Origin of the sequence: Spirillospora sp. NPDC049652 (assembly GCF_040675125.1) — a bacterium.
GTDB lineage: Bacteria > Actinomycetota > Actinomycetes > Streptosporangiales > Streptosporangiaceae > Spirillospora.
The window spans coordinates 1-21158 of record NZ_JBFAOF010000036.1 but is presented as its reverse complement, the minus strand read 5'-3'; the positions used below and the strand labels follow the sequence as shown (position 1 = coordinate 21158).

24 protein-coding genes are annotated in these 21158 nt (G+C 70.7%); 6 read left to right on the top strand and 18 right to left on the bottom strand.

The window, feature by feature from the left end; genetic code table 11:
* The 8 genes from AB0J52_RS05000 to AB0J52_RS04965 all read right to left on the bottom strand — a co-directional run.
* Nucleotides 1-691 (bottom strand): class I SAM-dependent methyltransferase (locus AB0J52_RS05000; RefSeq protein WP_500180251.1); only part of this gene is annotated, 691 nt, incomplete at its 3' end.
* 147 nt (nucleotides 692-838) lie between these two features.
* Nucleotides 839-1891 carry an SRPBCC family protein gene (locus AB0J52_RS04995; RefSeq protein WP_500180250.1) on the bottom strand — a complete coding sequence of 351 codons (1053 nt, stop codon included), beginning with the start codon at nucleotides 1889-1891 and terminating at the stop codon, nucleotides 839-841.
* Nucleotides 1892-2013: 122 nt separating this feature from the next.
* Nucleotides 2014-2877: an FAD binding domain-containing protein gene (locus tag AB0J52_RS04990; RefSeq protein ID WP_500180249.1), complete on the bottom strand. Its 864-nt coding sequence runs from the start codon at nucleotides 2875-2877 to the stop codon at nucleotides 2014-2016.
* Complete coding sequence (locus tag AB0J52_RS04985) at nucleotides 2874-5225, bottom strand: xanthine dehydrogenase family protein molybdopterin-binding subunit (RefSeq protein WP_500180248.1); 2352 nt, start codon at nucleotides 5223-5225, stop codon at nucleotides 2874-2876. The genes AB0J52_RS04990 and AB0J52_RS04985 overlap by 4 nt, the downstream gene beginning before the upstream one ends.
* Nucleotides 5222-5707 (bottom strand): (2Fe-2S)-binding protein, encoded by a 486-nt coding sequence (locus AB0J52_RS04980; protein WP_500180247.1) that lies wholly within the window; start codon nucleotides 5705-5707, stop codon nucleotides 5222-5224. Before AB0J52_RS04980 ends, AB0J52_RS04985 begins: the two co-directional genes overlap by 4 nt.
* 102 nt (nucleotides 5708-5809) lie before the next feature.
* On the bottom strand, nucleotides 5810-6442 hold the full coding sequence (locus tag AB0J52_RS04975) for a Type 1 glutamine amidotransferase-like domain-containing protein (RefSeq protein WP_500180246.1): 633 nt from the start codon (nucleotides 6440-6442) through the stop codon (nucleotides 5810-5812).
* Nucleotides 6443-6444: 2 nt separating this feature from the next.
* A complete protein-coding gene (locus tag AB0J52_RS04970) occupies nucleotides 6445-7047 on the bottom strand; it encodes an alpha/beta hydrolase (protein WP_500180245.1) in 603 nt (200 codons plus the stop codon).
* A gap of 181 nt (nucleotides 7048-7228) precedes the next feature.
* Nucleotides 7229-8200 (bottom strand): helix-turn-helix transcriptional regulator, encoded by a 972-nt coding sequence (locus tag AB0J52_RS04965; protein WP_500180244.1) that lies wholly within the window; start codon nucleotides 8198-8200, stop codon nucleotides 7229-7231.
* An 80-nt stretch (nucleotides 8201-8280) separates the two neighbouring features.
* Here AB0J52_RS04965 and AB0J52_RS04960 point away from each other — a divergent pair, with 80 nt between their 5' ends.
* On the top strand, nucleotides 8281-9000 hold the full coding sequence (locus AB0J52_RS04960; protein ID WP_500180243.1) for an alpha/beta fold hydrolase: 720 nt from the start codon (nucleotides 8281-8283) through the stop codon (nucleotides 8998-9000).
* A gap of 42 nt (nucleotides 9001-9042) precedes the next feature.
* Here AB0J52_RS04960 and AB0J52_RS04955 read toward each other — a convergent pair whose 3' ends face one another.
* The 4 genes from AB0J52_RS04955 to AB0J52_RS04940 all read right to left on the bottom strand — a co-directional run bounded on the left by AB0J52_RS04955 (nucleotide 9043) and on the right by AB0J52_RS04940 (nucleotide 11436).
* Nucleotides 9043-9726 (bottom strand): DUF6082 family protein, encoded by a 684-nt coding sequence (locus AB0J52_RS04955; RefSeq protein ID WP_500180242.1) that lies wholly within the window; start codon nucleotides 9724-9726, stop codon nucleotides 9043-9045.
* An 80-nt stretch (nucleotides 9727-9806) separates the two neighbouring features.
* Nucleotides 9807-10400, bottom strand: a complete 594-nt coding sequence (locus tag AB0J52_RS04950) for a DUF6879 family protein (RefSeq protein WP_500180241.1) — start codon at nucleotides 10398-10400, stop codon at nucleotides 9807-9809.
* The gene (locus AB0J52_RS04945; RefSeq protein ID WP_500180240.1) at nucleotides 10393-10662 is read right to left on the bottom strand and encodes a hypothetical protein; all 270 of its coding nucleotides are present in this window, start codon (nucleotides 10660-10662) and stop codon (nucleotides 10393-10395) included. The genes AB0J52_RS04950 and AB0J52_RS04945 overlap by 8 nt, the downstream gene beginning before the upstream one ends.
* A gap of 246 nt (nucleotides 10663-10908) precedes the next feature.
* Entirely contained in the window at nucleotides 10909-11436 is a 528-nt protein-coding gene (locus tag AB0J52_RS04940; RefSeq protein ID WP_500180239.1) for an NUDIX domain-containing protein, read from the bottom strand.
* Between the two features lie 379 nt (nucleotides 11437-11815).
* Between AB0J52_RS04940 and AB0J52_RS04935 the strand changes: the two genes are divergently transcribed.
* Nucleotides 11816-12964, top strand: coding sequence for a methyltransferase domain-containing protein (locus tag AB0J52_RS04935; protein WP_500180238.1), 1149 nt, complete (start codon nucleotides 11816-11818; stop codon nucleotides 12962-12964).
* Between the two features lie 11 nt (nucleotides 12965-12975).
* On the opposite strand, the gene AB0J52_RS04930 is transcribed toward AB0J52_RS04935, so the two are convergent.
* The 4 genes from AB0J52_RS04930 to AB0J52_RS04915 all read right to left on the bottom strand — a co-directional run bounded on the left by AB0J52_RS04930 (nucleotide 12976) and on the right by AB0J52_RS04915 (nucleotide 16051).
* Entirely contained in the window at nucleotides 12976-13524 is a 549-nt protein-coding gene (locus AB0J52_RS04930; protein ID WP_500180237.1) for a 2'-5' RNA ligase family protein, read from the bottom strand.
* 210 nt (nucleotides 13525-13734) lie between these two features.
* Nucleotides 13735-13998, bottom strand: coding sequence for a hypothetical protein (locus AB0J52_RS04925; RefSeq protein ID WP_500180236.1), 264 nt, complete (start codon nucleotides 13996-13998; stop codon nucleotides 13735-13737).
* Between the two features lie 243 nt (nucleotides 13999-14241).
* Nucleotides 14242-14700 carry a hypothetical protein gene (locus AB0J52_RS04920; RefSeq protein ID WP_500180235.1) on the bottom strand — a complete coding sequence of 153 codons (459 nt, stop codon included), beginning with the start codon at nucleotides 14698-14700 and terminating at the stop codon, nucleotides 14242-14244.
* A 76-nt stretch (nucleotides 14701-14776) separates the two neighbouring features.
* Nucleotides 14777-16051 (bottom strand): helix-turn-helix domain-containing protein, encoded by a 1275-nt coding sequence (locus AB0J52_RS04915; protein WP_500180234.1) that lies wholly within the window; start codon nucleotides 16049-16051, stop codon nucleotides 14777-14779.
* Nucleotides 16052-16540: 489 nt separating this feature from the next.
* On the opposite strand from AB0J52_RS04915, the gene AB0J52_RS04910 reads away from it, so the two are divergent.
* Genes AB0J52_RS04910 through AB0J52_RS04900 form a run of 3 tightly spaced genes read left to right on the top strand, consistent with a single transcriptional unit; the run spans nucleotide 16541 to nucleotide 17654 of the window.
* The gene (locus AB0J52_RS04910) at nucleotides 16541-16984 is read left to right on the top strand and encodes a hypothetical protein (RefSeq protein ID WP_500180233.1); all 444 of its coding nucleotides are present in this window, start codon (nucleotides 16541-16543) and stop codon (nucleotides 16982-16984) included.
* Complete coding sequence (locus AB0J52_RS04905) at nucleotides 16981-17343, top strand: hypothetical protein (RefSeq protein ID WP_500180232.1); 363 nt, start codon at nucleotides 16981-16983, stop codon at nucleotides 17341-17343. Before AB0J52_RS04910 ends, AB0J52_RS04905 begins: the two co-directional genes overlap by 4 nt.
* Nucleotides 17340-17654: a hypothetical protein gene (locus tag AB0J52_RS04900; protein ID WP_500180231.1), complete on the top strand. Its 315-nt coding sequence runs from the start codon at nucleotides 17340-17342 to the stop codon at nucleotides 17652-17654. Before AB0J52_RS04905 ends, AB0J52_RS04900 begins: the two co-directional genes overlap by 4 nt.
* Nucleotides 17655-17778: 124 nt before the next feature.
* Here AB0J52_RS04900 and AB0J52_RS04895 read toward each other — a convergent pair whose 3' ends face one another.
* The gene (locus AB0J52_RS04895; protein WP_500180230.1) at nucleotides 17779-19377 is read right to left on the bottom strand and encodes an alkaline phosphatase D family protein; all 1599 of its coding nucleotides are present in this window, start codon (nucleotides 19375-19377) and stop codon (nucleotides 17779-17781) included.
* Between the two features lie 306 nt (nucleotides 19378-19683).
* On the opposite strand from AB0J52_RS04895, the gene AB0J52_RS04890 reads away from it, so the two are divergent.
* The gene (locus tag AB0J52_RS04890) at nucleotides 19684-20133 is read left to right on the top strand and encodes a cupin domain-containing protein (RefSeq protein WP_500180229.1); all 450 of its coding nucleotides are present in this window, start codon (nucleotides 19684-19686) and stop codon (nucleotides 20131-20133) included.
* A gap of 140 nt (nucleotides 20134-20273) precedes the next feature.
* On the opposite strand, the gene AB0J52_RS04885 is transcribed toward AB0J52_RS04890, so the two are convergent.
* Nucleotides 20274-21158: hypothetical protein (locus AB0J52_RS04885; RefSeq protein ID WP_500180228.1), on the bottom strand; the 885-nt coding region annotated here is incomplete at its 5' end.

Sequence of the window (21158 nt, the reverse complement as noted above, 5' to 3'; positions counted from 1 at the left end):
CGATGAGCGTCGTGCCGGACAGCGACTGCACCGGCAGCAGATCCTCGGCCTGGACGACCCAGCCGAGGAGCCGGTCGGCGGCCGGGCGGCGCGGCCGGGTCTCCCAGCCCGTGACCTGGTGGCGGCGCAGCCGGGCGAGCGGCCGGAGCAGCACGTTCCAGTTCCACAGCCGGTCGATGGCCAGGCCCGCCCCGGCGAGCAGCGCGCAGAACGCGTCCCGCGAGTAGCGGCGGACGTTCCCGCAGGCCAGATCATGCGCCGACCACAGCCGCATGTCCTGCGGGACCGCGATCAGGGCCGTCCCGCCGGGACGCAGGACGCGTGCGATCTCGGCGGCGGCCCGGTGGTCGTCCTCGACGCGTGCGAGCAGGTCGAACGCGACCGCGAGGTCGAACGCGGCGGTCGGCAGCGGCAGGTAGCACGGATCGCCCGCCAGCGCCGTCACGCCCAGCGCGCGGACGGCCGCGACGTCGGCGACGGCGCTCGGATCGGGGACGAGCGCGGTGGTCTGCCAGCCGTGCCGGTGCAGGTGGAGGGCGTCCGCGCCGTCCTCGCAGCCGAGGTGCGCGGCCCGTCCGGGGGGACCGAGCCGGCGCAGCTCGCGCGAGAGGATCGCCCGCCGCTCGCGGTACCACCACGAGTCGCGGGGGAGCGCCGGGCCGCCCGGCGGTCCTTCGGTGAGGATGTGCACACGCCAAGCCGACCGGAACCCGCCCGCGCACCGCCAACGTCACCACCGGCACGCGGGCGATCATTGACCTGCCCTTGGCATTCCGATCGCGCTGGGCCCCGCTGGTCCGTGTGGGCGGCGGTGGGCGGCGGGAGCGGCTTCCGTTGGTCAGCGGCGGCGACGGCGGAGGACGTAGAAGATCGCCAGGAGCAACGCCACGCCCCCGGCGGCCGGGACGGCCCGCTTGGCGAGCGACGGACCGGCGATCTCCAGGAGGTCGATCGCGTCGTCCTCGCGACGCGGATGGATCCGCGTCACCGGCGCGGGCGCCGTACCCTGGTCCGCTTCCGCGCCCTGGTCTCCCGCCGCGCCTTGGTCTCCTGTTGCGCCCTGGTTCGCTTCCGCGTCCCGGTCTCCTGTCGCGCCTTGGTCTCTCGTCGCGTCCTGGTCCGCCGTCGCGTTCTGGTCTCCGGCGTTCCGATCTGCTGCCGCGTTGTGGTCTTCCGCCGCGTCTTGGGCCGCCGTCGCGTCCTGGTCGCCCGGCTTCCGGTCCGCGTCGTCCGGCGTGTGCTGGTTCTGCGTGGGGGCGGCGGGGGCGGGTTCTGGGGGGAGTTGTTCGAGGGGGCTCGCGGGGCGCGGGCGGGGGACGGTCGGGACCGGCGGCTTCTCGTCGCGCGCGTCGCCGCCGGAGGCGGACGGCCCGGACTGGTCGGCGGCGCCCGGACGCGCCGCCTCCGTCCGGCCTTCGGCGGTCCGCTCGGCGGGGGCCGTGGCGTCGGAGCCCTCCAGCTCCTCGGCGAGGGCCTTGGCGAAGCGGCCGATGAGCCGTCCGCCGACCTCGGACAGGATGTTGCGGCCGAACTGCGCCGGGCGGCCCGTCACGTTCAGCTTGGTGCGGACGGTGACGCGCGTCGTGCCGTCCTCGTCGTGCAGCCGGGCCTGGACGGTGGCGTTGGCGGTGCCCGATCCGCGCGCCTCCTTGGCGCGCGCGTCGATCGTGAGGGACCGCGAGCCCTCGTCCGCCACGACGATCCGGGCGACGCCGCGGTAGGTGATCGTCATCGCGCCGACCCGCACCCGGAGCCGCCCCTGGTACTCCTCGTCCGCCGCCGAGTCGAGGGTCGCGCCCGGCATGCACAGCGCGACGCGCTCCACGTCGAGCAGCACCGACCAGGCTTGCTCCACCGGGACGGGGACGGTGAATTCGTGGTCGAGCTCCATGGTTTCGGGTCCTTCTCTCGTCCGGGGTTGACGTGACCCTACGTTCCGCCGGGCGGTCCCCGCCAGGCGGGGGACGCGCGGCCGGGCGGGCGGGGAGGCCCGGCCGCGCGTCCCGGGCCCCGTCAGCGCGCGGTCGCCGCGGTGAGCGCCCGGCGCGTCAGCACGCGGGCCAGATGGCTCCGGTACTCGGCGGATCCGTGCAGGTCGGACGGGGGTTCGGTGCCTTCGGCGGCGTGTTCGGACGCCTCCCGCAGCGCGCCGTCCGACAGCGTGCTCCCGGCGAGCCGGTCCTCGACCGCGGACGCGCGGACCGGCACCGGACCCATGTTGGTGAGCCCGATCCGGACGTCCTCCACCGCGCCCTGGACGCGCCGGACGGCGCACGCGACGCCGACGATCGCCCACGCCTGCGCCGTCCGGTGGAACTTCTCGTAGCGGAAGCCCCATCCCGGCCCGGCGGCCTTCGGGACGCGGACGCCGGTCAGCAGCTCGTCCGGTTCGAGGGCCGTGGTCATCCAGTCCGCGAAGAACTCCCGCGCCGGGATCTCCCGGTCGCCGCCGGACGCCGAGCGCGCGAGCAGCACCGCGTCGAGCGCGAGCGCCACGGCGGGCAGGTCACCGGCGGGGTCGGCGTGCGCGAGGGAGCCGCCGAACGTGCCGCGGTGCCCGACGGCCGGGTCGGCGACCGTCGCGGTCGCGGCGGCGACCAGCGGCGCGTGCTCGCGGACGAGCGGGTCGCGGACGACCTGGTGGTGCGTGGCGGTCGCGCCGATCACGATGGCGTCGCCGTCGTCGCGGATCTCGCGCAGCTCCGCGATCCGGTCGAGGTCCACCAGGACGTCGGGGTAGGCGAGGCGGAGCCGCAGCAGCGGCATGAGCGACTGCCCGCCGGCGAGGACCTTGGCGTCCTCGCCGGCGTCCGCGAGCATCCGGGCGGCCTCGTCCGGCGACTCCGGACGCAGGTAGTCGAAGGTCGGGGGGATCACGGAGCGCCTCCCTCGCGCAGCGCCGTCCAGACGCGTTCGGGTGTGCAGGGCATCGCGACGTCGCGGACGCCGAACGGGCGCAGCGCGTCCACGACCGCGTTCACCACGGCCGGGGTGGAGGCGATCGTGCCCGCCTCGCCCACGCCCTTCACGCCGAGCGGGTTGCCCGCCGCCGGGGTCTCGGTGCGGTCGGTGGTGAAGGACGGCAGGTCGGCCGCGGACGGCACCAGGTAGTCGGCCATCGTGGTCGTCGTGAGGTTGCCGTCCGCGTCGTACACGGCCTCCTCGTAGAGGGCCTGCGCGATGCCCTGGGCGAGCCCGCCGTGCACCTGCCCCTCGACGATCAGCGGGTTGACGACGTTGCCGACGTCGTCCACCGCCACGTACTTGCGGATCCTGGTGAAGCCGGTCTCGGTGTCGATCTCGGCGGCGCACAGGTGGGTGCCGTGCGGGAAGGAGAAGTTGTCCGGGTCGTGGGTGACGTCGGAGTCCAGGGACGGCTCGACGCCGTCCGGCAGGTCGTGCGCGGCGAACGCGGCCTGCGTGACCTCCTGGATCGTCACGCCCGCCGCCTCGACGCCCCGGACGCTGAACCGGCCGCCGCCGAACTCCAGGTCGTCCTCGGACGCCTCCAGCAGGTGCGCCGCGATCGTCTTCGCCTTCTCCACGACCTTGTCGCAGGCGCGGTAGAGCGCGACGCCGCCGACCGCCAGCGACCGCGACCCGTAGGTGTCCATGCCCTTGGGGGAGACGGCGGTGTCGCCGTGCAGCACCCGCACGTCCTCGAACGGCACCCCGAGCCGGTCGGCGGCGATCTGCGCCCAGGCGGTCTCGTGGCCCTGCCCGTGCGCGGACGACCCGGTCACGACCTCGACCTTCCCGGACGGCAGGACCCGCACCGACGCGTGCTCCCAGCCGCCCGCGCCGTACGACAGCGAGCCGAGCACCCGGGACGGCGCGAGCCCGCACATCTCGGTGTACGTCGAGACGCCGATGCCGAGCTGCACGGGGTCGCGCCGCTCGCGCCGGTCCTTCTGCTCGGCGCGCAGCTTGTCGTACTCGAACAGCGCGAGCGCCTTGTCCGTGGCGGCCTCGTAGTTGCCCGTGTCGTAGGTCAGTCCGGCGATCGTGTCGTACGGGAACTCGTCGTGGGTGATCCAGTTGCGGCGGCGCACCTCGACGGGGTCGAGGCCGAGTTCGGCGGCCAGCTCGTCCATCAGCCGCTCGATCGCGAACGTCGCCTCGGGCCGTCCCGCGCCCCGGTAGGCGTCGGTCGGCGTCTTGTTCGTGAACACGCCCGTGCAGGTGAAGGAGTAGGCGTCCATCTTGTAGATGCCGTTGAACATGAACGCGCCGAGCAGCGGGATGCCGGGCGTGACCAGCATCAGGTACGCGCCCATGTCCGCCAGCAGCTCGACCTTGAGGCCCCGGATGACCCCGTCGCGGCCCGCGGCGAGCGTCACCTTCTGGATCTGGTCGCGGCCGTGGTGGACGGCCATGTTGCCCTCGCTGCGCGACTCGGTCCATTTCACAGGCCGGCCGAGCCGCCGCGCGAGCAGCAGCGCGAGCACCTCCTCGCCGTACACCTGCAGCTTCGAGCCGAACCCGCCGCCGACGTCCGGCGCGACGACCCGGATGCGGTGCTCGGGGATCTCGGTGACCACCGCCAGCATCAGCCGGAGGATGTGCGGGATCTGGGTGGCCGAGTAGAGCGTGAAGTCCATGTTCGGGCCCGAGCCGTCCGGCTCGCAGAGCACCGAGCGCGGTTCCATGGCCGTCGGGATGAGCCGCTGCTGGACGAACCGGCGCTCCAGCAGCACGGGCGCGTCGCGCAGGGCCGCGTCCAGGTCGCCCTGCTCGAACACCCACGTGTAGGACGCGTTCGTGCCGAGGTCGGAGTGGACGAGGTCCGCGCCGTCCTGGACGGCCCGCTCCATGTCCGTCACGACGGGCAGGGGCGTGTAGTCGACGTCGATGTCCTCCAGCGCGTCGGCCGCCGAGTACCGGTCGCGGGCCACCACGCAGGCGACGGGCTCGCCCGCGTAGCGGACCTCGTCCACGGCCATCGGCGGGTGCGCGGGCAGCTTCATGTCCTCGGTGACCTGCCACGCGCAGGGCAGCGCGCCCTGCTCCTCGGCGAGATCCGCGCCGGTCAGGACGGCCACGACGTTCGGCCTGCCCCTGGCCGCCTCGACGTCGATCCGGTCGATCCGGGCGTGCGCGTGCGGGCTGCGAAGGTAGACGACGTGCAGCGTTCCGGCGGGGGTCAGGTTGTCGGTCCAGCGCGTCCGGCCGGTGACCAGGCGCGCGTCCTCGGAGCGGAGTCTCGCGTGCCCGATCTCGGTCACGGCGCCACCTCGCCTGTACGCGCCTCGGCCGCGGCGCTGCGCACGGCCCGCACGATGTTCTGGTAGCCCGTGCACCGGCACAGGTTGCCCTCCAGGCCCTCCCGGACCTCCTCCTCGGACGGGTCGGGGTTGTCGCGCAGCAGGTCGAGCGACGCCATGATCATGCCCGGCGTACAGTACCCGCACTGGAGCGCGTGCTCGCGGTGGAAGGCCCGCTGCAGCGGATGGCCGCCGGACCCGTCGGGGCTCAGCCCCTCGACGGTGGTGACCGAGCGGCCGTCCGCCTGGACGGCCAGCACCGAGCAGCTCTTGACGCTCAGACCGTCCAGCAGGACGGTGCACGCGCCGCAGTTGGTGGTGTCACAGCCGACCGGGGTGCCGACCTTCCCCAGTCGTTCGCGCAGATGGTGGACCAGCAGGACTCGCGGTTCGACGTCGTCCTCGTACGTCGCCCCGTCGACCTCGACACGGATTCGTGGCATGCGGCGTCACTCCCTCAGGGCCGTGCGACTCCACGAACGTATGTCGCGCGGTCCCCGCCTACCACCCCTTCTCGTGATCTGACTCACACGGCCTGACTCGTCTCAGGAGACGGTCGCCGCCCTGCCGCCGTCCACGACGAGCACTTGGCCGTCCCTCAGCGTCCGGTGCGGGACGCCGTTCGCGCGGTAGCCGGCCGCGACGCGCGTGAGCGCCTCGCACTCGGGATGGCCCGGGGAGTCGACATGCGGGACGAACGCGTGGTCGAGAACGCCCAGGCCGTCCCAGATCGTCTCGGGGGCGGCGTGCGGATCGTCGCACGCGTCCAGTCCGCGCAGGCTGGGCGCGAGCACGCACGCCCCGGCGCTGTATCCGGCGTAGACGAGGGCGTCGTCGCGGATCAGCTTCGTCAGCAGGGCGTCGGCTCCGCTGCGGGCCATGGCGTACCGCAGCGCGAACACGTTCCCGCCACGCACCCAGACGGCGGGGAAGCGGTCCAGTTCGTCCGCGAGGTCCGCGGGACGGTCGGCGAACTCGCGCAGGTCGATCTCGGCGGCGGTGAACCCGAGTTCTGACAGCGCCGCGATCTCTCGGCGGACGCCTTCCCGACGTGTTTCCTCGGGCTCCGCGTCCAGGGCGTCGGCGATGACGGCGATCTTCCGATGTTCTGGCCCGCACAGTTCGAGCAGGAGATCCGGACGGTCACCCGTACGGAAGGAGGAGAGGTAGAGCCGCACCGTCAGCCCAAGGTCTTCCTGAGGAACGCGTCGATGGCGGGACGCGCCTTGTCCTGGAGCATCACGAGGGAGTAGCCGTGGTCGTTCCCGTCGAAGAACAGGCTGTCCGCCCCGCCGGGATGCCGTCCGACCAGCGCTTTCACGGTGCTCATCGGCGCGTCGTTGTCCGATTTCGACTCCAGCAGCAGCATCGGGCCCTGGAACTTCTCCGGTCCTGGCTGCTGCGGCCACACCTCGACCGGGCTGACCGCGATCACACCCGCGGGCGCGGGGCTGATCCCGCCCGCCTGGTCGACGACGAGCCCGCCCCCGGCGGACGCGCCCATCAGGACGACCTTGGTGGCCCCCTGAGCGCGCAACGTTTGCACCGCCGCCGGAATCGACTTCGACCGGTCGTCCTCGTAGCTGACGGCCGCGACGTGGTACCCCGCCTTGGCGAGGCGGTGCATCTCGTCCGTCCAGCTACAGGCGTTGCCGTCGATCTGCGGCGCGAGGACGACGCCCTTGGTTCCGGAGCCGAGCAGCAGCACCTGGCTGTCCCCGGCCCAGACGGCGGAGCCGTTCGCGTCGCCCGTCAGGCATGTGGGACGAGCCGTCGAATGCACCTTCGGAGGCGTCGTCGCGGCGACCGGATCCTTGCTCCCCGAACCTCCGCACCCCGCTGCGAGTAGAGCCGCAGCCAGGACTGTCCCCGCCGCCCTGAAACCCCGCATGTCAGGCCCCTTCCCCCGATGATGCCCGGAATCATGACGGAAAGGGGTGCGGCCGGACAAGGTCCGGTCGTCATCACAGAGGTTCGTCCGGGACGCGCTGAGCGGTCGCGGCGAGCCGATCGGCGAGATCGGTGAGGGCTCCGCGCAGTTCGTCGGGGTGGTGGATGGTGAAGGGCCACTCCAGGGACGCGAGCATGTGCGCCATGCCGTCCAGCCGTTCCGCCTGCACGCGCATCAGAACGCCGGCGGGTTGCGCGGTGAGGGTCACGGCCGCGCTGGACAGCCGCCGGGCGATCGCGTCGAGAGGACCTTGGATCATCACCTCCACCTGCCACCGGTATGAGCCCTGAGCCAGGGTCGAGGTCAGGTGGGCGACGGGGTCGAAGTCGTCCGGCACGGTGAAGCGGCTGTCCCGGAGTGTCGGGGACGTGATCCGGTCGACGCGGAAGGTGCGCAGGTCGTCGCGCAGATGGTCGTGGCCGACGACGTACCAGCGTCCGGTGTGGAAGACCACGCCGTAGGGGTCGATGTCGCGTTCGGTTTGTTCGCGGCGTCCGGACTCGTGGCTGATGCCGACCGTCCTGCGGGCGCGGGACGCCTGGGCGAGGGTGAGCAGGACGCTGGTCTCGGGCGCCTGCCCGACCACGGCGTTGGCGGTGAAGGAGAGGGTGTCGCGCATGGCCGCGAGCGGGTCGCGCAGCGCGTGCGGAAGCACCCGCTCGATCTTGGTGAGGGCGCCGGTGCCGGCGGGCGCGGCCGTCCCCATGCCCAGACGCTCGGCGGCGAGCAGGCCGAGGACGACGGCGAGGGCCTCGTCGTTGGTGAGGACCAGCGGAGGCATCCGGTAGCCGCGAGCCAGCCGGTAGCCGCCGTGCCGTCCGCGCTCCGCCTCCACGGGGATGCCGAGATCGCGCAGGTGGGCGATGTACCGGCGCACCGTCCGGACGTCGGTGTCGAGGCGTCGCGCCAGCTCCGTGCCGGGGAGTTGGAAGTTCGCCTGGAGCAGCTCCAGCAGGGTCAGCACACGGGTGAGGGGATGTGTCATGAATCACTCGGCATTTCAGGGCGGGATCTGTCCTGTATCGAGCCTACGCTCCCCGTAAGACCTCACCTTCGGGAGACCACATGGCCACCTTCGTACTCGTCCCCGGTGCCTGCCTCGGCGCCTGGGCCTGGGAAGACACCGTCCGCGCTCTGGAAGAGCAGGGCCACACCGCACTGCCGCTGACCCTGACCGGCGTCGCCGAACGAGCCGACCAGGGCAAGCCGGACACGAACCTGGACACCCACATCTCAGACATCACCGGCTTCGTCGAGAACGAGGATCTGCGGGACGTGACGCTGGTCGCCCACAGCTACGCGGCCGCCCCGGTGACCGCTGCGGCCGCCCGCCTCGGTGACCGGCTGGAGCGGGTGGTGTACGTGGACAGCGCTCCGTTCTTCACCGGAATGCGCATGCTCGACCTCATGCCGCCGGAGGCGGCGGACGAACTCCAACAGCAGGTCGCCGCGTCCGGCGAGGGCTGGAAGCTGCCCGTCGAAACGATGCTGAGCAGGTCGAACAGTCTTACTGAGGATGAGAGGGACGTCCTGCGTACTCGGGGCACCCCGCACCCGTTCGGCACCTACACCCAGCCGGTCCCCGACCCGGTCGAGCCCGCCGAAGGCGTCGACCGGGTGCTGATCGCCTGCCGCGAGTTCACAGCCCTCCTGGACGCCGGAATCCCGATGCTGGCCCACCTGTCCCAGCCCCCGTGGCGCCGCTACGACCTCCCGACCGGCCACTGGCCCATGCTGTCCGCTCCAAAGGACCTCGCCACCACCCTCCACGCGGCGGTCTCCTGACAACGACCCACCGCCCACCACCGGGCGCGGGGCTAAGGGGCCCTATCTGTCGTTTCTGTGACCGACGAGCCGACGCAACACCGGGACCAGGACCGTTGCCGCCGCGAGCGTGCCGCCGATCAGCAGCCATGGCCTCCTCGCCTTCGTCTTCTCGGCGGGGAGCGGAGCATGAGGACGAGCTGGATCGCGGCGGGCGTGCTGGTACTCCTCGTCCAGGATCTGGTGGAACCGCCGTTCACGGCGTCCGTTGACCGCGCGGAGCCGCAGCTCGCGTCCCTCGGCCCAGAACCGCTGCCCGGGCTCTCCCGAAAGGAGGACATGGGCGGTGGCCCGTAGATGCTGTTCGCTGAGGTCCCGCAGTCCCCAGCGCATCTGCCAGTTGGAGACGATCAGGTTGATGTACATGTGCTGGCGTTGCCGTTCGGAATCGCCCGCGGCGAAGTACGGGCCCCAGGCGCGCCGGTAGACCTCGTCCTCCATCGCCATGCGCAGCAGGTCGGTGTGGACGGCCCGCACCGCCTGCTCCCGGGTGGCCTTGGTCTCCCGGGCCTGGAGGACGAGCGAGACGCTGATGCCGATCAGGGCCAGAACCGCCAGCAGCGCGGACGCGGCACCGTAGGTCTGGCCGATCCAGCTGAGCCGTTCCCAGTCGCCGAGGCGCGGCGCCCAGGCGCGCAAGGCGATGGGGGAGAAGGCGACCAGGCCCGCGGCGAGAGCGATCACCATGAGCAACAGCGTAGTCACGAAGGCCCGGTGAGTGGCGCGGCCTGCGAAAACGCGCCTGACCACCGGTTGCTTCCTCCGTCTCAGGCTTGCCCGGCGGGAGCCGGCAGTGGCGCGATCTCCCGGGCGAAGTAGGTCGGCAGCCGCTCGGCCGCGCCGTGGAGTGCGACGAGTTGCCGATGGCAGGCGCGGATCAGGTCCGGGTCGTCGTGACGGCGTCCGCCCGAGTGCATGCCCTCGCGGTCGTAGAGGACCTCGTACATCACCGTCATGCCGAGGAACACCAGTTCGGGGAGGGGATGGTCGGGCTCCAGGTGGCTGACTTCGCCGGCGTCCAGCACCCGGACGTCCTGGACCCCCGCTTCGGCCCGTCCCTGGAGGACGTGCAGTTCCCATTGGAGGTAGGGGCTGATCGGCTGTTCCACGATTCGAAGCCGGTGGCTCTCGCGCCCGCTCACGGTCGCGTTCGCCCGCTGCTCCTCGATCAGCGCGAGTGCGCGGTCCCAGTCGCCGGTGCTCATCGCGACCCAGCTGGGCTCATCGGGCTCGCGAAAGCTCTGCCGCCGCTCCAGTTTCCAGAATGCGCCATCGGTGCGTTCGTGATACTCCCAGAAATCGCTGAGATACCCCTTGGCGTCCAATTCCAGGGCAGGGAGACCGCGCACAAGATCAAGCATCGGGGATGTCGGGTTTGGCGGCGATCACCATGTTCCGGGGAAGGATCACGAGCCGCTCGTTTTTCCCGACCGAAACCCCTTCAGGCAGCCGACCGGAGTACTGTTCGGTGAGGTCCCGGCCGATCACCGCGACGTCACCATTGTCCAGCTCCCAAATGTCGGGACAAGTCGGGTCCGCATTGGTGTCGCCCAGCTCAAGTGCGGACTTGCCCAGCCTGCGCCTGAACCCGGCCGCCGGATCGGCCTCCCACGGTCGAGGCATAGCGAAATGTCCTTACCGTAGATGACGGGTGCCGAAAGCGTCTCATCGGTTTGGAGATCGAGCAAGGCCCACGCACAATGCGTCACCGCCACGTCCACTCTTTGTGGCGCGAAGCCGCCGGGACCGCCTATCGGGCAAGTGTGGCGAGTCGCCGAATATGAGAGGTGTCCAAAACCGGCATATTCGGTCTAGAGAAAGAATCAGGGCGTACGTGTTGGAGCGTCGCCAGGACGGAGGCCGTGAGGATCATCGGGTCGTGCTGAGGGCGTACAGAAGTGCGGTGGCCGTGGTGCCGCTGGTGATTTCGCGCTGCTCGATAAGGCCGGGGACGTCGGCCAGCGGCAGCCACTCGATGCGCTCCGACTCCCAGCCGTCGGTGGGTGGGCCGGTGTACGTCGCGGCGTCGGCCTGGAAGACGTGATGGGCGCTGTCGCTGATGCCCGGTGTCGGGTGGACGACCAGGAGCGGCCGTAGGAGGCCGGACGGCCGCCATCCCGTCTCCTCCTCGCACTCCCGGGCAGCGGCGGCCGCGGCGGACTCGCCGTCCTCGATCTGACCGATCGGGATCTCCCAGCCCCAGGTGTCGGTGATGAAGCGATGCCGCCACAACAGCAGGACGTGTCGCTGCTCATCGAGGACGACCACTCCCGCACCCGGGGGTGTCCGGATCAGGCGGTGGTCCAGCATCCGGCCCCCGGCGTCCACTTCCGCGAGGCGGATGTCCAGCCAGCGGTCTCGGTACAACTGCTCCTCGGACTTGACCGTCCAGCGCACGCGGCCTCCCCAAGACATCGACATCGGACCACGTCCACGCTAAGGGCCACGTCAGCACCCCGAGGGGACCGCCACCTCATGGACGTGTCGCCCGCACGGCGAAGGCAGCGGCATCGCCACATCCCTGGAGACCGGAAGCCGGGGGAACTGGCGGAGAGGTCATGCCCTGCGGGCGGTTCCGTCGGGAGAATCGGATGCGTCCTTCGCGACGAGTGCGAAGCGGGACGAGGGGCGAGTACTGCGCGGGTTGTCGGAGAGAGGGGCCTGGGTGGGCAAGCACGAGGACAAGAAGGAGAAGGACGGACAGTGGGACAAGCCGATTCCGCCGCCGGAGAAAGGCGACCCCAAAGGCGGCGGTCGGCACGAGAAGGGCAAATAGGTGGCTGGACCTGCGGAGTTGTCGGCTCGGCTGGTCGCGGAGCTGGCTGAGAGCGGGGCCCTGACGGCGGAGTGGCGCGGGTCGTTCGAGACGGTGGCGCGGCACAGGTTCATCCCCGACACGGTGTGGGTCGAGGACGGTGACCTCTTGGTGCCGGTCGATCGCGCCGACGACGAGGCCGCTTGGCTGGAGCTCTGCTACGCCAACGAATCGGTGATCACTCAGGTGGACGACGGTGTTCCGGCCGAGGCCGGGCGGATCGGACGGGAGATCACCAGTTCGGCCAGCCGTCCGGACGTGGTGGCGCGCATGCTGTCCGCGCTGGACGTCCGGCCGGGGATGTCGGTGCTGGAGATCGGCACCGGGACGGGATGGAACGCCGCGCTCCTGGCCGAACGGCTCGGCTCGGACAAGGTGGCCTCGGTCGAGGTCGATCCCGTGGTGGCCGATGGTGCCCGCCGGGTCTTGGAGGAGGCGGGTTACGAGGTCACGGTCATGACCGGGGACGGCGCGCTGGGCCTGCCCCAGCTCGCGCCGTTCGATCGGGTGATCGCCACTGTGGCGGTCGATCAGGTGCCCTTCGCCTGGGCAGAGCAGACGCGGCCGGGCGGACGCGTCCTGGTGCCGTGGGCCACCGACTTCCACAACGGCGCGCTGGTGTCGTTCGTCGTTTCACCAGACGGCACGATGCGCGGCCAGATCGTCGGAAATGTGTCGTTCATGCGGCTTCGTGACCAGCGAGGCAGACGCGCCTCGCTGGAGCGTCACGTGCACGATGTCGAGGACGCCCGCCGGTCGTTCACCGAGACGCATCCCTATCCCGTTCTCGGCGAGTACGACGCGTCGCTGGCGGTCGGACTGAAGGTGCCGCACTGCAAGCTGATCGTCACGCACGGGGATGATGACGCGTACACGGTGTGGCTGGTCGATCCGTGGTCGGGCTCGTGGGCCAGCCTGGAGCACCCGGCGGGTGCCGAGAAGTTCCCCATCCGCCAATCGGGGGACCGCAACCTGTGGGAAGAGGTGGAGGCCGCCTATCACTGGTGGGACGGCCTGGGCCGGCCCGCCGCCGACCGCTGGGGCCTGACCGTCACGCCCGAAGGCCAGCACATCTGGCTCGACACCGAGGACCAACGCGTCGGTCCATAGGGCCTTGGACGTTAGGTACCGAGCAGCGTTTCGGCGAGCGTGGTCCATCGATACAAGTGGTCGGCCCGCTCCTGACTGACCAGGTGTACTGAGCGCACCGTGAACCGGCACTCCGGAGGTGGCTCGGCCAGCGCGTCGAGGACGGGTGCCGCCGGGCTGGACGAGTTGCTGTAGGCGACCGAGACGTGCGGCGTCCAATCCGGCTCGTCGGCGAGCTGATGGTGGGTGACCGTCCCGGCGACCGCAGCACGTATCGCTCGTCGCACGGGGTCGAGGGCCCGGCCTGGCCGGACGCCGAGCATCACCGCCTCGCTGTGGAACCACAGCCGCCCAAGCGTCGCGCTGATCGGAGCGACATCCTTCAGACCGACCTCGACTGCAGAGATCATTGCGGTCGTCTCGGCTTCAGGGATCTCGTCGGCGAAACCCACGATCTGGGTAGTCATGTGCAGCCACGCTTCAGGCACGAGGTCGAGCCCGTCGAGGTTCTCGGGCCGACGCTGGCACTGGGTGACCAGGGCGCGAGCGTCCGGCTGATCCTTGAGGAGGATGTGCCACACCCGCAGCCGACGGTCGGGGCACACTCCCGGACGCCACCACCAGTGATCAGTCATCCGTTCAGGCAGCGGACTCAAGGCTCCTCCGAGGCGCTGATGGCCTTGTGCTCCAGTGACCCAGTCTGGAATACGCGGATGCGTTCACGCACCGCTGAGGTGTGACGGTGGCGCTTGGAGTGGCGGTGCGCGAGTCAGGTGTTGGCGAGTTGTGTCCTACGGCGACTCCCGGTGCCGTCCGCACGCGTCCGTCACGTGATGGCGGGGCGTGATGTCACCCGTCTGGAGAACGTCGGCCAGTGCTGCGGCGAATTCCTCCAGGGCTTCGGCACGCTCCATTGGGGTGGCCGACTCGCCTATGCCGTCCTCGCGGCGGCACAGCCATGTTCGACCGCGCTCGTCCGTAAGGACGATCACCTTCGTTCCGGCAAGGTGAAAGGTGGCGTCCTTGTGCCCACCCGCGTTCAAGATCTCTTCCATGCGGCCCATCTGCCGCCCTCCCGTAGTTGCGATATGCCTGCAATACCTTCCCGCCCGTGTCAGCCTCCGTACGACGAGGGACCGGTACGCCGAGCTGGAAAAGCACCTCATCGAGCAGCATTCCTGGGACGAGGTGACGTACCCAGTGCTCGGCGGCGGCTCGTCCAGCTACCTCCCATGGGTCAGGAACGCGACATCGAAGTAGCCTGCTGGCGGGACCGCCGAAGCTGGCCGGGAAGCGCGCTACACCGGCACTACCAGGCGCGGCTTGTTCCGCGAGGTCGCGTAGTCGAGCGTGTAGTGGGTGCCGCCTCCCGGCATCCCTGAACGTGGGAAGCCGATCACCAGGTCACTCCGGTCGACCATGTATCGGTTGCGGGCGTGGTATCCCGAAGTTCGAGCTTCGCCGCGCAACTCGACCATGTCGCTGAGCCGTCCTGCCTCGCGAACGGTGGTGATGGCGAGGCGAGCGTCTGCGGGCTGGTCGGTCACTCTCGCCGGGACGACCAAGGTGATGGCGGCGTCGGTCTCGCTGGCCAGCCATGACAGGGACAGCGAGTCGATTCCGGGTGCACCCCCGATGTAGTACTGGACGTGGGGGCCGGCGAACGGTCCGAGATACTCCTTGAAGAGTCGTCGGTACTCGTCCAGTGGCCGGTGGTCGGTCGATCTGGTTCCTGTGATCGTTACCGTCTGCGGCAACAGCCCTCCCGTGGTGCAACGAGAGCGGTGTCCTGCAGCCGCTCGTCGGTGAGTGGTGAACGGCTAGACAGTGGCTTCAGGGCAGCTCCGGAGGGCCGCCCGTGCCCACGAGTTCCTGCCGGACTTGCTCCTCCAACTCGTCCACCTGCGGTTCATGGGGGAAGCGGTGTTTCAGGATTCCCGTCAGCTCCGCTGTTCGGGGCAGCAGATCACCGGATCGGCGGACGGGGGCGAGCGCCGCGCGGGTGTGTTCGAGCGCCGAGTCGAGCTGGCCGCGTCGTGCGGCGATGATCCCGAGATCGAGGTTGACCATCGCAAGGCGCATGGGCCACCGCTCAACGTCGGCGGACGGACGACACTGTGCGATGACTTCGCGCGCGTGCTCCTCGGCCGCGTCGTCCTGTCCGGCCATCGTGAAGATCGTGGACGCGTAGAACTCGTACTTGTCGTGGTCGAACACGAAATGGTTCTCGGGGCGGTCCGGCCTTGAGAGCTGGTTCAGAACGCTTCGTCCGACCTTCAGGGCATCGGCTCCTCGGCGGTCTCCCATGCGGGCATAGCCTCGCCCGGCTTGCAGGGTGAGCTGGACGGCGGCGTTGGTGACGCCCGCGTGGCGGAGTCCGGCCTCGCTGTAGGCCACCACGTCGGGAAAACGGCGATCCACGAGCGCGAACCAGGCCGCGATCTCCCACGACCAGGCGACGATCTCCCCGTGTCCGGCCTGCTCGCCGAGGCGGCGAGCCGTGTGACGGGCGACCTCGGCGGCGGCCTTGTCGCCGGCGTCGAAGTACACGCATGCCAGGAGCACTGAGAGCCAGCCCGCGTCGACCAACAGTTCGCGGTGCTGAGCAAGGGTCGTTCGGCTGTCGAGCAGGCTCAGGACGTGGTCCAAGTGAGCGCGTCCCCGGACACACAACTCATCGGCGGCGACGGTGGGGTAGTCGCAGCACAGTCGCTCGATGGCGATGTCCAGCAGTTCCAGCGTTCCCGCGCCGACGTCCGAGGCGTCCGCGCGGTTGGCGAGCTCCATCAGTTCGATGTCGCGACTCGTCGGGGGTACGCCGTTCGATCTGGGCGCGAAGAGGGCGTCCTCGGACATGTTGAGCGCGGCCGCGTACAGCAGGCGATATCGAGGACCTACGGCGCGCTTCCCCGCCTCGTGGTCGCGGATGGCGCGCTCGATGCCCCGGCTGGTCGGAAGTTGGGCGCGTACGTGGGGTGGCGCGACTTCGCGGAAACGCGCGGCGAGGTCGGCGACGACGAGCCCCTGGGCTTTTCGTTCGGTACGCAGACGCGCGCCGATGACTTTGTTCTCGGCTGGCATGTTGCGATTCACCTCGGCCGGAGACATTCGCAGACGCCTTACGCGTCTGCTCCCGTCCTCCATTATCACGCTGACATATGCGGGGCGCCACGGATTCACTGGGAGTGCGGGCGCGAACTCGATGCGAGATTTCTTCGCGGAGGCCATCACACAACACCCGACGTCGGAGCGGCCAACGCTGAGCGCATCGGTTGGGGTGATGCCTGGTCGCTGGGCATCACATCCTGCGTCCAACGTGCCCTATCACCAAGGAGCGGCCCCGGCCCGCTGCGCCAACAGCGGGGAGTTCCGGGGCCTTGATCGGACAATGGAGGTCCGACCCGTGGCAGATTCTAAGGGCAATCCGGACGTTTCTGGGCTGATTGATCACCAAGGCCCAGAACTGGATCTCCTGAGCAGGGAATTCTCCGCCAGGTCGGTCCGGTATCCCAGTAGGACGTCGAGCCCGACGCCGGGTGCGCCGCTGGCATGCGAGCTGAGGCCGCGGTCTCGCCGGGTGGGTGCGTCATGAGCCTTGTGGTGGAGATCGACCCGGATCTTCTGCTGGCTGCTCTGCATCGTCAGTTCCCTGGGGTGCCGACATGGCACGGCGAGTTCACCGGGACGTGGTGGGCGCTCCTGGGTGACCGCCTGGTCGAAGCCCGGACGGCCCGGGAACTCGCTGATCGCATCCGGCAGATGCTCGCGCCACCCTGGCCGCCGCGTCGGCCGCCCATGACCGTCCACCCGATCCAGGAGGAACCCCCGCCTCCGCCGCTCGTCGCGGTGTCGGCCCGGGTGGTGTCGGCGTCCGTGCCTGCGGCTGCCCGACCGGCGGCAACGGCCGGCGTCTGGGATGCGCGGTACGTCGATCGGCGGACCGGTCGGCAGCGGGCTCGGGCGTTGGCGCTGGTCGGGGCTGCCGCGGTTCTCGTCGGCGCGGTCGTGGCCTGGGACGTGGTGAGCCTGCTGTGCGGTTGACTCGGACTCCCTCCCGCGAGCGCTACCTGAACGAACTCGCCGAGCTGCTCACCGCGGCCGGGTGGACGATCATCACTCGGTACGAGCTGTTCCCTCCACTGGTCCGGGTGACCCACCCCGCCTTGGACCGGACCGGCCTGTCAGTGCACGTCGAACCGCTGCTCTGCGGGGACGACGAGGTCGCCTGGTTCTGCGACTCGTCCGGCCGCTTTCTCGGGACCCGCTTCCAGTTGCCGCAGGTACTCGCCGCCGTGCATGACGCCTTGGGCCCGCTTGTCGCCGAGGCCGGTTGGCCGGTCCCATCCGATGAACTGCCGGCCCGTCCTCCTCGCGTTCGGGTCGGGAGGAAGCCGTGGTGACCGCCTTCGAGAACCAGGCCCGGCGCGCGTTGGCAGGGCTCAGGCCGCAGGTCCACGTCCACGGCTTCCTTACTGAATGGTGCGGCGACGGGCTTCGCGTCATGGTCTGCGCTGCCCAAGCCGATCCGCTTGATGAGCCTGCGGACGTCCTCGCCGAGGGCCTGATCACCTGCGTGTCCCGTACGGACGACGGTGACCGCTGGTGGTGGTTTCTGGACGGGGCGCCGCTCGCCGAGATCGACCACCCCTATGAAGCGATCACCGCGCTCAAGGGCGCGTTCGCCACCCGGCTCAATGCCGCAGGATCGTGAGACGACCGTCCCGGGGACTTGGCCGACGTTCTCCGCCCTTACTTCCGCAACCCTGGCGCGCCCATCGGCCCTGCTTGAACGGCGAGCCGGCCCCCGACCCGCGCGGTCGGGGGCTGGCCCGGACCTAGCGGACGGGCGTCAGGGGCTTGGTGAACAGGGCCTTGCCGTTCAGGTCGCGCAAGGTGACGGTCAGCGTTTCCGTGGCCGCGTCGATGGTGACCTGGCCGAAGAACTGGAAGCCCTCGGCCGGGGACGTGTTCGCGTGCGGCGGCGCCTGCTGGAACTTCAAGGTCGCGCCGAACGTGGAGTCGAGCGCGTTCGGGCCGAAGGCGCCGGCGTTCAGCGGGCCGGACACGAACTCCCAGAACGGGTCGAAGTCGGAGAACGCCGCCTTGGCCGGGTCGTAGTAGTGCGCCGCCGTGTAGTGGACGTCGGCGGTCAGCCACACCATGTTCCGGACGCGGTGCTTCTTCGCGTGGCTCAGCACCTCGGCGAACTCGCGTTCGCGGCCCAGCGGCCTGCCGTTGTCGCCCTGCGCGACGCCCTCCATGTTCGGCTTGCCCTCGGTGCCGTCCGGGACGATCAGCCCGAGCGGCAGGTCGTTGGCGATGACCTTCCACGTGGCCCGGGAGGCCCGCAGCTCGCGCTTCAGCCACGCCACCTGCTCCGGGCCGAGCAGGCCGGGGCCGGACGTCTCGGTGCCGGGCGTGTTCGGGTTCTTGTACGTGCGCATGTCGAGCATGAACACGTCCAGCAGCGGCCCGTAGGAGACCTTGCGGAAGACCCGTCCGCCGACCTGCGCGCGGACGGTCGTCGGCGTGTACTCGAACATCGCGCGGCGGGCCCGCGCGGCCAGGACGTCCGCGCGCTTCTCGGTGTACCCCGGACGGTCGATGACCTCGCCCGGGTACCAGTTGTTCAGCACCTCGTGGTCGTCCCACTGGTAGAGCATCGGGACGCGCGCGTTGAAGGCGCGGAAGGCCGAGTCCTCCAGGTTGTAGCGGAACTGGCCGCGGTACTCGGCGAGCGTCTCGGCGACCTTGGTCTTCTCCGGCGTGACCAGGTTGCGCCAGGTGCGTCCGTCGGGCAGCGCGACGGTCGGCGTCAGCGGGCCGTCGGAGTAGACCAGGTCGCCGCTGCACAGGAAGAAGTCCGGGTCGACCGCCGCCATCGCGTCGAAGATCCGGTAGCCGCCCAGCTCGGGGTTGATGCCCCAGCCCTGCCCGGCCAGGTCGCCCGACCACACGAACGAGACGTCGGAGCGGCGGCGGGGCGCGGTGCGGAGCCGTCCGACGGCGGGCGCGGACGTCACGCCGTGCCGGTCCAGGTCGGCGAGCACGACCCGGTAGTGCAGCTCCTCGCCCGCCGGAAGGCCGCGCAGGAAGGTCTTGCCGGTCAGGTCGGTGTCGGGGGTGAGCACCGGGCCGCGGAACCGCTCCGCGCCGCGGAAGTCCGGCCGCCGGGACACCTCGACCAGCATCCGCGCCGGACGGTCCGACCGCGTCCACACCACGGCCTCGCGCGCGGTCACGTCCCCGGCCTGGACACCGTGCGTGACGCGGGCGCGGTCCGGGCGCAGCAGCGCGGGCGCGGCGCGTCCCGCCGCGTCCGCCGTCCCGCCCGCCAGCAGGCCGAGCGCCGCGCCGCCGCCCGCCACCAGCCCGCCGCGCAGCAGGTTCCGCCTGTCCAGCTCCATCGCCGACTCCGATCGTCTTGCGGTCATGCCGAACCGCATGGTCTCGACGTCCGGAAGCGAAGGACGGGACCGGACGTGATCAACGGGTGAACACCAGGAGAAACAGGACTTCACGGTGCCCTTCGCCGTTCGGCTTGACAACCGCCGGTCACGGAGTGTGTTCTTGTGGGCATGTCAGCGCGCGCCTCCCTGCGGTGCCCCGTGGCCATCGGCCGCGCGGCCTGCGCGCTGTGTCCTTCGTGTTGTTGTTGTCGCTGATCACCGACCACCGACCCGACAGCCCGCCCGCCCCGAACCGTCCGGTGAACGGGGCGCAGCCGAAGGACTTCTCCCGTGGACCTCGATCTGGCTCCCGACCTCATGATGCGCGGTCAGGACGACCCGCACGGCCGTGACCTGCTGAAGAACCCGCCCACCGTGGGGCAGCTCGCCGCCCGCATCCGCGACCTCGCGGCCCTGCCCGCGCACTGGTGGCACCTGGTCGGCTTCGACCCAGCCGCGCCCGTCCGGGTGCCGCTGGACGAGGTGGACGGCGTCCGGCTGTGGCTGACGACCTGGCCGCCCGCGCACCGCACCGGCGTCCACGACCACGTCGGCACCGAGGTCAGCATCATGATCGCGGGTGAGCTGGTCGAGGTCTCCATCGCCGAGGAGGGCGTGGCCGAGCGCCCGCTGCGCGCCAACCGGGTCCGCGTCCACGGCGGCACCCACACCCACGAGCTGACCAACCCGGGCCCCGCCTTCGCGATCACCCTGCACGCCCAGCTCGCCCCCACCGCCTGACCTCCGCGCGCGGCCCGGCCCCTCGCCTCCGCCGCCTGGAGAAACGCGACGGTCCGCCGTCGTCCGCGGGGCGGACGGCGGCGGACCGGTGGAGCGGACCGCGCCCGAAACGTCAGAGACGCCTCTTCAGAGACGCTCGGTCAGTGGCGGGCCTTCAGGTGGAGCGTGACCTTCTTGGGGGCCTTCTGCAGCGCCTGCTTCTTGGACTTCTTGACCAGCAGCTTCTGCAGCGCCGGGGACAGCGTGGACGACTTGCGCAGGCCGGGCTGGTTGTCCGGGTTGGTGCCGGCCGCGAGGGAGAAGACGCCGGTGAGGGACATCATGTTCTTCGACGCGTCCGACGGCAGGCCCATGAGCTGGTTGACGACGCCGTTCAGGATGCCGAGCGGACCGCAGCCCTTGGCGGACGGCACCGCGACCGGGGCCTTGATCGACACCGGGCCGGCGTTCCAGCCGAGCGCGGGGTCGGAGGCGAGGCCGCCCGCGGTCATCTCCGGCTCCAGGGAGGCCTTGACCGGGCCGATCACGCAGGACGAGCCGAGCAGCGGGTTGTTCAGCTTGAGGTTCAGCGACAGCCGCGCCCCGAGCCCGCCGGTGGCGGTGAAGTAGGCGGTGACCGGGCCCGCGAGCGACTGCGTGACGGTCAGCTTGTTGACCGCCAGCACCGCGGCGGGCGACTTGCCGAGGATCGGGCCGACCAGCGGCAGCTGGCCGATGAGGCCGCCGGGGACCTCCAGCTCCTTGGCCTCCAGCTGGGAACCGGTGACCGGCTTGTTCATCGGGATGTTGGAGATGTCGGTCAGGTCGTTGATCCCGCCGGTGACGCGGATCGCGCCGGACGGCAGCTTCTGGACGAAGCTGCCGATCTTCATCTCGCCGCCGGTGACGACCTGCGTCTGGCAGAGCTCGCCGACCAGGCAGCGGGCCGAGTAGCCGGGCGCGGCCGACGGGAACGTTCCCGTGGAGAGCGGCGGGGTCGCCGCGTGCGGCGCGCCCGCCGGGGGGCTCGCCGGGTCGAACGACCC

Excerpts from the sequence above, each read along its gene's own strand:
- AB0J52_RS04945 (WP_500180240.1), bottom strand. The coding sequence starts at position 10,662 with ATGCCTCGACCGTGGGAGGCCGATCCGGCGGCCGGGTTCAGGCGCAGG.
- AB0J52_RS04955 (WP_500180242.1), bottom strand. The coding sequence starts at position 9,726 with ATGGTGATCGCTCTCGCCGCGGGCCTGGTCGCCTTCTCCCCCATCGCC.
- AB0J52_RS04925 (WP_500180236.1), bottom strand. The coding sequence starts at position 13,998 with ATGGAAGAGATCTTGAACGCGGGTGGGCACAAGGACGCCACCTTTCAC.
- AB0J52_RS04995 (WP_500180250.1), bottom strand. The coding sequence starts at position 1,891 with ATGGAGCTCGACCACGAATTCACCGTCCCCGTCCCGGTGGAGCAAGCC.
- AB0J52_RS04950 (WP_500180241.1), bottom strand. The coding sequence starts at position 10,400 with ATGCTTGATCTTGTGCGCGGTCTCCCTGCCCTGGAATTGGACGCCAAG.
- AB0J52_RS04965 (WP_500180244.1), bottom strand. The coding sequence starts at position 8,200 with ATGACACATCCCCTCACCCGTGTGCTGACCCTGCTGGAGCTGCTCCAG.
- AB0J52_RS04915 (WP_500180234.1), bottom strand. The coding sequence starts at position 16,051 with ATGTCTCCGGCCGAGGTGAATCGCAACATGCCAGCCGAGAACAAAGTC.
- AB0J52_RS04895 (WP_500180230.1), bottom strand. The coding sequence starts at position 19,377 with ATGACCGCAAGACGATCGGAGTCGGCGATGGAGCTGGACAGGCGGAAC.
- AB0J52_RS04960 (WP_500180243.1), top strand. The coding sequence starts at position 8,281 with ATGGCCACCTTCGTACTCGTCCCCGGTGCCTGCCTCGGCGCCTGGGCC.
- AB0J52_RS04980 (WP_500180247.1), bottom strand. The coding sequence starts at position 5,707 with ATGCCACGAATCCGTGTCGAGGTCGACGGGGCGACGTACGAGGACGAC.